The 10799-nt window shown below is 50.5% G+C and carries 14 protein-coding genes and 1 pseudogene; 7 read left to right on the forward strand and 8 right to left on the reverse strand.

All coding sequences use genetic code 11. From position 1 onward, the window contains the following. Positions 1-4 precede the first annotated feature (4 nt). Positions 5-298: a hypothetical protein gene (locus tag B5D58_RS08515; protein WP_143023737.1), complete on the forward strand. Its 294-nt coding sequence runs from the start codon at positions 5-7 to the stop codon at positions 296-298. 13 nt (positions 299-311) lie between these two features. After that, complete coding sequence (gene rpsD / locus B5D58_RS08520) at positions 312-929, forward strand: 30S ribosomal protein S4 (protein WP_011112643.1); 618 nt, start codon at positions 312-314, stop codon at positions 927-929. Positions 930-1041: 112 nt separating this feature from the next. Here rpsD and B5D58_RS08525 read toward each other — a convergent pair whose 3' ends face one another. The 5 genes and pseudogenes from B5D58_RS08525 to pepP form a co-directional block, all read right to left on the reverse strand. Then, entirely contained in the window at positions 1042-1908 is an 867-nt protein-coding gene (locus B5D58_RS08525) for a pirin family protein (RefSeq protein WP_011112644.1), read from the reverse strand. Between the two features lie 66 nt (positions 1909-1974). After that, positions 1975-2109 (reverse strand): annotated as a pseudogene (locus B5D58_RS14125) (IS481 family transposase); the annotation flags it as partial. Between the two features lie 3 nt (positions 2110-2112). Next, positions 2113-2622 (reverse strand): DUF3617 domain-containing protein, encoded by a 510-nt coding sequence (locus B5D58_RS08530; RefSeq protein WP_011112645.1) that lies wholly within the window; start codon positions 2620-2622, stop codon positions 2113-2115. 30 nt (positions 2623-2652) lie between these two features. Further along, a complete protein-coding gene (locus B5D58_RS08535) occupies positions 2653-2997 on the reverse strand; it encodes a hypothetical protein (RefSeq protein ID WP_011112646.1) in 345 nt (114 codons plus the stop codon). Next, the gene (gene pepP, locus B5D58_RS08540) at positions 2973-4301 is read right to left on the reverse strand and encodes a Xaa-Pro aminopeptidase (RefSeq protein ID WP_011112647.1); all 1329 of its coding nucleotides are present in this window, start codon (positions 4299-4301) and stop codon (positions 2973-2975) included. Before pepP ends, B5D58_RS08535 begins: the two co-directional genes overlap by 25 nt. A gap of 152 nt (positions 4302-4453) precedes the next feature. On the opposite strand from pepP, the gene rpe reads away from it, so the two are divergent. The 3 genes from rpe to trpE all read left to right on the forward strand — a co-directional run bounded on the left by rpe (position 4454) and on the right by trpE (position 7467). Then, positions 4454-5134, forward strand: coding sequence for a ribulose-phosphate 3-epimerase (gene rpe / locus B5D58_RS08545; RefSeq protein ID WP_011112648.1), 681 nt, complete (start codon positions 4454-4456; stop codon positions 5132-5134). A 19-nt stretch (positions 5135-5153) separates the two neighbouring features. Beyond that, positions 5154-5876 (forward strand): phosphoglycolate phosphatase, encoded by a 723-nt coding sequence (locus B5D58_RS08550; protein ID WP_011112649.1) that lies wholly within the window; start codon positions 5154-5156, stop codon positions 5874-5876. 103 nt (positions 5877-5979) lie between these two features. Continuing rightward, entirely contained in the window at positions 5980-7467 is a 1488-nt protein-coding gene (trpE, locus tag B5D58_RS08555; RefSeq protein WP_011112650.1) for an anthranilate synthase component I, read from the forward strand. Positions 7468-7566: 99 nt separating this feature from the next. Here the strand turns inward: trpE and B5D58_RS08560 are convergent, their stop codons facing one another. Further along, positions 7567-7992 (reverse strand): DUF2231 domain-containing protein, encoded by a 426-nt coding sequence (locus tag B5D58_RS08560; RefSeq protein ID WP_011112651.1) that lies wholly within the window; start codon positions 7990-7992, stop codon positions 7567-7569. A gap of 22 nt (positions 7993-8014) precedes the next feature. Then, positions 8015-8353, reverse strand: a complete 339-nt coding sequence (locus tag B5D58_RS08565) for a hypothetical protein (RefSeq protein ID WP_011112652.1) — start codon at positions 8351-8353, stop codon at positions 8015-8017. 108 nt (positions 8354-8461) lie between these two features. On the opposite strand from B5D58_RS08565, the gene B5D58_RS08570 reads away from it, so the two are divergent. Beyond that, positions 8462-9118, forward strand: coding sequence for a helix-turn-helix transcriptional regulator (locus B5D58_RS08570; RefSeq protein ID WP_011112653.1), 657 nt, complete (start codon positions 8462-8464; stop codon positions 9116-9118). A 103-nt stretch (positions 9119-9221) separates the two neighbouring features. Continuing rightward, entirely contained in the window at positions 9222-10403 is a 1182-nt protein-coding gene (locus B5D58_RS08575) for a porin (protein ID WP_011112654.1), read from the forward strand. An 85-nt stretch (positions 10404-10488) separates the two neighbouring features. On the opposite strand, the gene B5D58_RS08580 is transcribed toward B5D58_RS08575, so the two are convergent. After that, positions 10489-10799, reverse strand: a 311-nt coding sequence (locus B5D58_RS08580) for an integrase core domain-containing protein (RefSeq protein ID WP_143779560.1), incomplete at its 5' end; no start/stop codon positions are given.

Here is a 10799-nt window from a genome sequence, read left to right on the forward strand (position 1 = left end):
TCGTATGAATCAGCAATCTGAAACAGATGCACAATTCGATCCGGATTTACCTACAGCGAATGCCGTCATGGCATCGTTGTGCTGCGTGGCAGCACAGTATGCAAGCAGGCCGTCGACGGAGTTGGCAAAGTTGGCGCTGGATCTTGCGTATAAGCTGACCGCACCGCAGTATGCGGAATCGGAGCTGATCACTGAAGTGGCACAGCAACTGGTCAGGCAGTGGAAACAGGTTTTATATCAACAGGTACAAGCAAGGGCTGCCGGTATGATCATACCGGGCAACCGATTCATCAATTAACGCTGGAGCAGTTATGTCACGGTTTACAGGACCAAGATTGAAAATCATGCGAGCACTGGGTGTCGATCTGCCTGGTTTATCGCGCAAAACCATCGCAAGCAGGCCGACTCCACCGGGTCAGCATGGCGCCAAGCTGGTACGCCGCAGAAAATCGGATTTCGGTATCAAACTGCAGGAAAAACAGAAATTGCGTTTCAATTACGGGCTGTCTGAACGCCAGTTGCGTCATCTGATGCTGAACGCGCGCAAAAGCACCGAACCGACAGGCGAAACTTTATTGCAGCTGTTGGAACGCCGGCTCGATAATGTAGTGTTTCGCGCCGGGTTCGCACCGACCGTCATAGCAGCACGGCAACTGGTATCACACCGCCATGTCCGTCTGAATGGCAAACCTGTTAACATTCCGTCCATCCGTCTGAATGTAGGTGATGAAATCACCATCAAACCGGAAAGCCTGAATCTGCCCATCGTACTGGGAACATTGCAGGACTTACCACTAAGCCGCCCTGAATGGCTGCTCTGGGATGAAAAAGATAAAACCGGCAAAATTACCCACCTGCCTACTGCCGAAGATGTTCCGTTTCCTATCGATGTACAGCAGGTCGTGGAATATTACGCCAACCGGATGTAGTTTCATGTATTTGACCAGCGCTCAGGAATGCTTACCATCCAATCGCCTGGCCTGGTCATCTCAACATACTCTCGGCTGGTAGCTCGATCTCTTTGTTACCTACCGGTAGAGATTAGCGGGACAACTGCCCAAAATGCCCGCTGTTAAAGTCTGCGATTGCCTGATCGATTTCTGTCTGACTGTTCATGACAAAAGGCCCGTATCCGACGACTGGTTCATCGATGGGCTCACCGCTGAGCAACAGTACTGTGGCATCTTCCCGAACATCGAGTGATACCGTATCACCTGCACGATCGAGCGATACCAGTTGTGCAGCCTGGACAAGCGGGCTGCCATTGACTGATATTTTGCCATGCAAAACGGCGAGTGCCGTATTCCATCCCTCCGGTAACGGTAACTCAGTGACTTTCCCTCGTTTCAGCCGCACATCCCAGACATTCATCGGTGTATAAGTACGGGCTGGTCCCGTATGATCCTGATAACAACCTGCAATTACCCGGATACTGCCAGCATCATCCGGCAAAGCAACTACCGGAATATCCGCAGAAAGGATGGCCTGATAATGCGGAGCAATCATCTTATCCTTAGCAGGCAGATTGACCCATAACTGCACCATCTCAAGCTGACCACCCGAGCGTGTAAAGGACTCCGAGTGGAATTCCTCGTGCAGAATGCCCGCACCTGCAGTCATCCACTGCACATCACCCGGGCCGATCACCCCTCCTTGACCAGTCGAATCCCGATGGGCCACTTCGCCATGGTAAACAATCGTTACCGTTTCAAACCCGCGGTGCGGATGCTGCCCCACTCCACGCGGTCGCTCTGCTGGAGCAAAGTCAACCGGGCCAGCATAATCCAGCAGCAGAAATGGACTCAGCAGTTTTCCATGATTGCTATAAGAAAACAGCGAGCGCACCGGGAAACCATCACCCACCCAATGAAGAGGCGGTGCATCATAAATACCCAGAATCTTTTTCATTGTCATCTCCTCACAAAGTGGGACTAAACACCTAGGTAGCTCTGCTTCTTGGAGTGCGTCCTTACTAATACGCGTGGCCTGCCTTTTATCTCCCTCAGTAAGATCGTGCGTAAAACTGCGCTTTTTCCACTTTGCCACTGTCTTGGGGTTGATGGCGTAACGCTTCGTCAGCGTATTCAGGCTCTCTTGATTATGTTGTATCGCTCAACGCATCGGCTCACACTGCGCGCCAATCCACCGGCCACTCGTTTCGGCATAGACATACAGCGGTGTACCCTGGACCGTACTGTTGAATTCCGTTTTTCCGGTAAAACGCTCGGGAGTGGAAAAAATACCTTCAGCGTGACCGTTCCCTTTGAAACGGGGATTGTCGCAGACAAGTTCCACCTGATAGCGATTTCCGGACCGGCTGGCATTTACGACCGAACATCCGGACTGATTCTCGTAAAAATGCGAGGGAATATCCTGTTCTGCCATCTCCGGGGTGATACATACCTTCGAAATGGCAGCACCCTCCTGAATGCGAGGCACTTTCAATCCATATTGCCTGGCCAGACTGGTGATCTGCTGCATTTGCTCGGATGGAACATGTGCAATCAGCCCGAGCAAATCCGATCGAGTCGTGACTTCCCATAACCCGGGCCGAATGGTATCTCCACACCAGCCGGATGTGCCAACTACTGAAAACAGGATGAACGCTGCAAACTTACGCATGGCTGCCCCGTCAATAACGATTGAAAATAATTAATGGTGCCCACGGTCGCTTTTATCGTTTTCCCGGATTTCAATGATTTCAGCATCTTCAATCATGCTATTTTTTTGCTCGGCCGCAGCAGACATCGACTTCCGGAATTTACGCCGCAACCACCAGAACCGTGCACCAATCACACCAGCCACGGCGACAAACAGTGCCAGCACGATTGAAAAGAAGAATGCACCCAGCACTACTACTACGACCACTGCCGGTATGAGTGTCAGATAAAACAACCATTTATTGGCCGGTGGTGTTTTCAGGGGATCGCCCTCCGGGCCGGTCTGTCCACGGTATACGATCCGCCTGATGATTATCTTTCTGAAATCGTCGTACATTGCATCCACTCCTCTATTTCAGCCACACTTTTAGGCACCGCTCCGGTAAGCACTTCATGTCCGGCCGGTGTAACTGCCACGTCATCCTCGATTCTTATGCCTATATTCCAGAAATGTTTCGGAACATCTTCGGCCGGACGAATGTAACAGCCCGGTTCGACCGTCAACGTCATTCCCGGTACCAATTCACGCCACTGGCCAGTCTGTTTATATTCTCCGGCATCATGTACATCCAATCCCAGCCAGTGCCCGGTCCGGTGCATATAAAAACGTTTATAGGATTCCGTTTCGATGACGGCATCCGGACTACCCTGGCACAAATTCAAATCGATGAAGCCTTGCACCAGTACCCGCAAAGCAGCCTGATGCGGTGAATCCCAGTTGCTGCCGGGCCGAACCGCGTCAATTGCAGCGGATTGCGCAGAAAGTACTAGCTGATAGACATCTTTTTGTACAGCGGAGAATCTGCCATTCACCGGAAAGGTACGTGTGATGTCCGCCGCATAGCCGTGCAGTTCACAAGCTGCATCGATCAGCAGCAAATCACCCGCCTGCAGTTGCGCATCGTTCTGGATGTAATGCAGTACACATGCATTTGCACCGCCTGCCACGATTGATGTATAGGCGGGGGCTTCAGCGCCCTGCCGGCGAAATTCATACAGCAGTTCGGCTTCTATTTCATACTCATATCTGCCGGGGCGGGTCGCCTGCATGGCACGCTTGTGTGCCTCAGCTGAAATTCCGGCTGCTTCACGCATTACCGCCAATTCATTTTCATCCTTGATCAGACGCATTTCATCGAGTAAATGGCGGATATCCCGAATTTCAGCAGGCGCCGATACCCCCTTTCTGACCTGTTCCCGTACCCGGCTGATCCACCCTACCACACGCTGATCCCAGGAAGTATCATGACCGAAGGCATGAAATACTACGGGCTGATCCGCCAGAAGCTCACCGGCCAGCTCATCCAGCCGGGCAATGGAATATGCTGCATCGAAACCGAAAACCTCCCGTGCAGCCTCCGGCCCATAACGAAATCCATCCCAGATTTCACGCTCGATATCCTTGTCACGGCAAAATAAAATCTGCTGCGAAGTACTTGCGTCGCCGGTTGCAACCAGTACCAGCACTGCTTCGGGTTCGCGAAAACCTGTCAGATAATAAAAATAACTGTCGAAACGATAAGGATAATGTGTATCCCGGTTACGGTATCTTTCCGGCGAAGTAGCAATTACCGCAACGCCATGCTGTATTTTTGACAGCAGATGCTTTCTGCGGTCGATGAAGGTCTGGATCGGAGTCATATCGTCAGATTCTTGCAGGAATCATGGAAGAAAGCAAAGAAACAGCTGCACATCTTGCCAACCCCGTGAACACAGATATCCATTCAAAAGCATTATTAACTCCCCGTTTCCATTTATGGTTAAAATGTGACATTTCCTTATGAGGTCCAATCATGTATCGTATTGCCCCGAGTATTCTTTCCGCCAATTTTGCCAGACTGGGTGAAGAAATCACGCAAGTCCTGGATTCCGGCGCAGACATCATTCACTTCGATGTCATGGATAACCATTACGTTCCCAATCTGACGATCGGTCCACTGGTGTGTGAGGCAATCCGCCCCTTAACCCAAGCGATGATCGATGTGCACCTGATGGTGGAACCGGTTGATCGCATCATTCCGGATTTCGCAAAGGCAGGCGCCAACATCATTTCATTCCATCCGGAAGCCTCGCGGCACATCGATCGTACGATCGGACTCATCAAGGAGCAGGGATGCAAGGCAGGACTGGTTTTCAATCCGGCCACCCCTCTTTCGTATCTCGACCACGTCCTGGACAAACTCGACCTGATCCTGATCATGTCAGTCAACCCCGGTTTTGGCGGACAGACTTTCATTCCTGAAGCACTGAATAAATTACGCCTGACCAGGGAACGTATCACTGCAAGCAGCCGTGACATTCTGCTGGAAATCGATGGTGGTGTAAAAGTGGATAACATTGCGGAAATCGCCCGCGCCGGCGCAGATACTTTCGTGGCTGGTTCTGCCATTTATGGTGCGGGTAAAGAAAGTGATCCCCACCGCTACGACAGCATCATTGCCGCCATGCGCGCCGAGTTGGCAAAAGTCGCCTGATCAGGAACCAGTTACTCTCATGACTCAACTCAATACACAACCATCTGACTCAGGCTTGTTCCCGTTACCACTCAAAGCCATCATCATCGATCTGGATGGCACCCTGCTCGACACTGCACAAGATCTGGCACTGGCCGCCAATGAAATGTTGCGTGAGCTGCGTATGGCGGAACTGCCATCATCGACCATCCAAACTTTCATTGGCAAGGGCGTTCCCAAGCTCGTCAAGCGCACACTCACCAACAGCCCGGATGGCGAACCGGATCCCGAACTCTTCGAACAAGCGCTACCGATTTATGAACGTTGTTATGCGGAAAATCTGCATGTACATACACGCCCTTATCCCGGTGTCGTCGAAGGACTCGAACAACTCAAGCAGAGTGGATTCCGCCTGGTCTGCATTACCAACAAAACCGAAATTTTCACCCTGCCGTTGCTGCACAAAACCGGCCTGCTGGATTATTTCGAACTGGTATTATCGGGCGACAGCCTGCCGAAGAGAAAACCGGATCCACTGCCATTGCTGCATGCCTGCAAACACTTCGACATATTGCCCAAAGCCGCATTGCTGATCGGTGATTCATCAAACGACGCCATTGCTGCACGTGCAGCGGGTTGCCATATTTTTTGTGTACCTTATGGCTATAACGAAGGGCATGATGTGCGTGAGCTCGATTGCGATGCAGTAGTCGATACCATCGTGGATGCCACCCGGTTGATCACCTACCAGCACGACACTTGATCAGCTTACGGCAGACTTTCGCTGGCCGCAGCAACCTCGATTTTTATCGACCGGTAAAGCTTCATCTCATTAACCCGACCATTTCAGCAATACCTTGTTTTCCATGAATCATTGCATAACTGAAAGTGAATTCAACGATCTGGCAGCACAAGGCTATAACCGGATACCTCTGGTGCTGGAAACATTCGCTGATCTGGATACGCCCCTCTCCATTTACCTCAAGCTGGCGAACCAGCCTTATTCCTATTTACTGGAATCGATCCTGGGAGGGGAGCGGTTCGGGCGTTACTCGGTCATCGGATTACCTGCAGAAATACGGCTGGAAGCATGTTCCAGCCGTGTTCGCGTCATCAGTGGCAATGAAACGAAGGAAGAAATCGATACCAGCGACGTGCTGGGTTTCATTGGCACCTTCCTGAACCGGTTCAAGGTAGCACCCCATGCGGAATTGCCTCGTTTCAGCGGAGGACTGGCCGGGTATTTTTCCTACGATACCATTCGTTACATCGAGCCAAAACTAGCAGGGCATGCACGGCCGGATACGATACAAACACCGGATATTCTGTTACTGCTGTCGGAAGAACTGGTTGTCATGGACAATCTCTCCGGCAAGCTTTACCTGATCATCTATACCGACCCGACACTGGAAAATGCCTATCAGACCAGCAAAAATCGGCTCCGGGAATTGCTGCACAAACTGCGAGAGCCGCTCTCGATACCAGTCGAGAAATCTACTTCCTCCAAAGTAGCTGTGAGTGAATTTCCCGAAGCCGACTTCATTGCCGCAGTGGAAAAAGCCAAGCATTACATCCTGGAGGGCGACATCATGCAGGTTGTCCTCTCGCAGCGTACCAGCAAACCCTACTCTGCTTCACCATTGGCACTGTATCGTGCGCTGCGCAGCCTCAACCCATCACCCTATATGTTCAATTATCATCTGGGAAATTTTCATATCGTTGGCGCCTCACCGGAAATTCTGGTCAGACTGGAAAAGGATACAGTTACCGTCCGTCCAATTGCCGGTACCCGACCACGTGGCCAGGATACCCAGGCTGACCTGGCACTGGCGGCAGATTTGCTGGCCGATCCCAAGGAGCGGGCGGAACATATCATGCTGATGGATCTGGGACGCAACGATATCGGCCGGGTTGCCCAGACCGGTAGCGTAAAAGTCACTGAGAACATGCAGATAGAATATTATTCGCATGTCATGCACATTGTTTCCAATGTTGAAGGAAAGCTCAAATCGGGTTTGAATGCGATCGACGTACTACGCGCCACCTTCCCTGCGGGTACCGTCAGCGGCGCACCCAAAGTCAGAGCAATGGAAATCATCGATGAGCTGGAAATCTCCAAGCGCGGTATTTATGCTGGCGCAGTCGGTTATCTCGAATTCAATGGCGACATGGACTTGGCCATCGCAATCCGTACCGGCCTGATCAAGGACGGCATACTGCATGTGCAGGCGGGAGCTGGTATCGTAGCTGACTCTGTTCCACAAAGTGAGTGGACCGAAACCTGCAACAAAGCGAGGGCTGTCCTGCGAGCGGCAGAAATTGCCGAGAATGGCCTGGACAGTACGATCACCTGAAAACATACTACAAAAACCCGAAGAACGGGTTCAGCACCTTCCCTCAGCCGTTCATTCAGCACACCAGCGCCAATACAAAATTATTATTACCTGACTCAGTCAGGGTTGACTGGAACGGGTACCCACGCCATATTCATAAACAAGCTTGCCTCCCAGCCAGCCCCCGATACAGAGAACGATCAACCCTGCAACAGACATGGCAACGGCAACCATGCCCGGCTGACCCAAACGGGTTCCATCCAGTCTCAGAAACAGACTGACTGCATAAAACGACCAGCTGGCCATCATCAGCATCATGTGTTGATTGGCAACCTTCATGGCCGGACTCTGCTGATCAATTTTTCCAAGTTCCATCAGACCCGCCACCATGGCAAGCAATGTGGTGATCGTACCGATAACGAGCAGCACCCCAGCCACCCGACTGACTTGCTCGTCCATGAACAAGCTGGCAATATCTCCCAGCGTTGCAAGAAACAAGGTCGCAACAGGAAAATGAACCAGCATCGGATGAATGGGGTGTCTCATATCAATCTCTCCTTTTCGGAACTTACAACAATACGCTCAACAGCGTGAGAAAGCCCGCAACTGCCACACCAGCATGAATGAAGACGACGCCCTTAGGCGCTATCGCTGATTTTGCATGGAGTGAAGCAAGATAAAATCCCCCCAATGCAGCCACGACCAGCAGAGCCAGTGCAGCAGTCAGACGATTGTTTTCCGGTCCTTCCATTATCACCAGTATCAGTGTTACCAATCCTGCTGCACCCAGCAAAGCATGTACGATGGAAACAGGCCATGGAGCCAGCTTACCAGCAAGCACCTTGGAAGCCAGAAATACCCCCCCTAATGCAGCAATTGCAAAAATCAGAATTGAAATATTCAACATCTCAGTCTCCTCCTCTTTTTTTACCGAGAGGATTCCACTATACTGCAAGTTAAAATACTTTCGCAATATAAATATGTCAAAACTTGGAATAACGGTTCATCATAAGTCATGAAATCTGCCTTGTCGTTGCTGGGAGAACGCCAGCAATCCCTGCTCACCGCCCTGCTGCATCATCGTAAAGGGCTAACGGTAGAAGAATTATCCAGTCTGCTGACTATTTCCCGTAATGCCGTCAACCAGCATCTTACTCATCTGGGCAGCAGCGGTTTCATTCAGAGTGCCTTGCAGGAAAGCACTGGCGGCAGGCCGGGCCGGGTATACACGCTGACACCCAATGGCCTGGAGCTGTTCCAGCGACGATACTCATTTCTGGCAAAGCTGCTGCTTTCCTGGATAGACAAAAACATGGGCGAACATGAGCTTGATGTTTGTTTGACCGAGCTTGGCAAAGAAATGGCAAGCGGGCTGGAACATCGCCTTACGCAGCATACCTCCCGCAGCGACAAACTTCAGGAAGCCATTACCATCATGAGCGAGCTTGGTTACGATACCGAAATATATCGGATATCAGAAAATCAGGCAGAAATCGTTGCAAATAATTGTGTTTTTCAGGAACTCGCCCAGCAGCATCAGGAATTTTGCAAGCTCGACATCAGTTTCCTGAAGCATCTGCTGAAAGCCGATATCGAACATACGGAATGTATCGTCAGAAATGGAAAATATTGCCGCTTCAGAATAACCAGCCCTGACGAATCCGGATCCTGATCCTATCTGCGACAAATGGCAGCATTTTTATCCAAACATCGTAAATCTGAATAAAAAGTTCATGTCTTCCTGATCGATAGAACAACCAGCAGGAGATCACTCTATGCATCCATCTCGATACAACAGAACCGGCACCTCACTATTCCTGATATTCAGCCTGCTCGCTGCCACTTCAGCTTCTGCCGAAGAAACCGGGTTAATCAACACGCTGACCGGCTACAACATCAATGAAATCACGCCTGCCCCATCAATCAAACTGAAATTTAGAGGATGGGTGGAAGCCGGCTTTACCGGCAATCCCGGGGATCCACATAATCGTTCGAACTTCCCGGTGGCATTCAATGATGGTGCCAACCAGTTCAATCTCCACCAGGTTTATGCCTATATCGAAAAAGAAATAGATCCCGGCAGAAATTCGTGGGATATCGGCATGCGCGCCGACCTTTTGTACGGTACAGATGCAAAATTTGTCAAAACTTCCAGTTTCGACTCAACCATTCTGGGAGATAACCCGAAACATCAACTGGTATTTCCTCAACTGTATGTCAACCTGTATGCACCGATCGGGAATGGTGTGAGCATGTCGATCGGTCATTTTTATACGATTATCGGGTATGAGTCTCCGATGTCACCCAACAATTTCTTTTTCTCACACGCCTACACCATGCGGTACGCTGAACCTTTTACACACATGGGTATCATGCTTTCCTATCCGGTCAATGACAATCTCACCATCAAGAGCGGAGTTGTTACCCGATGGGATGCCTTTTCCAGGCACTCTCCTGACTATCTGGGAGGGCTGAATTACATCACCGATGACAGAAAAACCATGCTTTCCGCATCACTGATCACGGGTGATGTAAAAACCGGCCCTCTGAACCATGACCATAATCGTACGATGTACAGCATCGAGCTGGAACGAAGTATCACTGATAAACTGCATTACGTGGTACAACATGACTTCGGAATTGAAGCGGGAACACCGAATTCTTCCTCCGCTACATGGTATGGAATCAATCAGTACCTTCTGTACGATATTTCAAACCAGCTTGGGGCAGGATTGCGTTTTGAATGGTTCCACGACCAGAACGGAACCCGTGTAATGGGTGATGGCAACGATGAGGATTTCATCGGTGTTACAGCAGGATTAAACTACAAACCCATCGCCGGAATCACGTTACGTTCTGAAGTTCGCTACGATCTGGCAGTTCATCATGACATATTCAGGGATGGCACAGACAATGACCAAATACTGCTTTCGGGCAGTGCCATCCTGCATTTCTAATTTTCCAAATGTACTCTGCCTGACTGGGCACTTACTGCTTCACACTCACTTCTGAACCGTCCCGACAATCGAGGAGGCTATTTGGTTAAAGTAAAATATCCATCAATGTCTTATTATCCTGGGTTTGTCGGTAGTTTTCTTCAGCCTGAGCTGGAGGAATATACCCGATAGATCCAAGCAGGCGTTGATGGTTATACCAGGCAACCCATTCCAAAGTTGCCAGCTCCACAGCAGCCCTGGTTTTCCAGGGAGCTCTCCTGTGTATCAGTTCAGCCTTGTACAGGCCATTGATCGTTTCAGCCAGCGCATTATCGTAACTGTCACCGCGACTGCCGACAGACGGTTCAATACCGGCTTGTGCCAGACGTTCGGTATAACGGATCGACACGTATTGCG

Source organism: Nitrosomonas europaea (assembly GCF_900167395.1).
In the GTDB taxonomy this organism is placed as follows: domain Bacteria; phylum Pseudomonadota; class Gammaproteobacteria; order Burkholderiales; family Nitrosomonadaceae; genus Nitrosomonas; species Nitrosomonas europaea.

What these genes read in the sequence shown, in the direction of transcription:
- B5D58_RS08515 (WP_143023737.1), top strand. Translation starts at nt 5, where the DNA reads ATGAATCAGCAATCTGAAACAGATGCACAATTCGATCCGGATTTACCT.
- rpsD (WP_011112643.1), top strand. Translation starts at nt 312, where the DNA reads ATGTCACGGTTTACAGGACCAAGATTGAAAATCATGCGAGCACTGGGT.
- B5D58_RS08525 (WP_011112644.1), bottom strand. Translation starts at nt 1,908, where the DNA reads ATGAAAAAGATTCTGGGTATTTATGATGCACCGCCTCTTCATTGGGTG.
- B5D58_RS08530 (WP_011112645.1), bottom strand. Translation starts at nt 2,622, where the DNA reads ATGCGTAAGTTTGCAGCGTTCATCCTGTTTTCAGTAGTTGGCACATCC.
- B5D58_RS08535 (WP_011112646.1), bottom strand. Translation starts at nt 2,997, where the DNA reads ATGTACGACGATTTCAGAAAGATAATCATCAGGCGGATCGTATACCGT.
- pepP (WP_011112647.1), bottom strand. Translation starts at nt 4,301, where the DNA reads ATGACTCCGATCCAGACCTTCATCGACCGCAGAAAGCATCTGCTGTCA.
- rpe (WP_011112648.1), top strand. Translation starts at nt 4,454, where the DNA reads ATGTATCGTATTGCCCCGAGTATTCTTTCCGCCAATTTTGCCAGACTG.
- B5D58_RS08550 (WP_011112649.1), top strand. Translation starts at nt 5,154, where the DNA reads ATGACTCAACTCAATACACAACCATCTGACTCAGGCTTGTTCCCGTTA.
- trpE (WP_011112650.1), top strand. Translation starts at nt 5,980, where the DNA reads ATGAATCATTGCATAACTGAAAGTGAATTCAACGATCTGGCAGCACAA.
- B5D58_RS08560 (WP_011112651.1), bottom strand. Translation starts at nt 7,992, where the DNA reads ATGAGACACCCCATTCATCCGATGCTGGTTCATTTTCCTGTTGCGACC.
- B5D58_RS08565 (WP_011112652.1), bottom strand. Translation starts at nt 8,353, where the DNA reads ATGTTGAATATTTCAATTCTGATTTTTGCAATTGCTGCATTAGGGGGG.
- B5D58_RS08570 (WP_011112653.1), top strand. Translation starts at nt 8,462, where the DNA reads ATGAAATCTGCCTTGTCGTTGCTGGGAGAACGCCAGCAATCCCTGCTC.
- B5D58_RS08575 (WP_011112654.1), top strand. Translation starts at nt 9,222, where the DNA reads ATGCATCCATCTCGATACAACAGAACCGGCACCTCACTATTCCTGATA.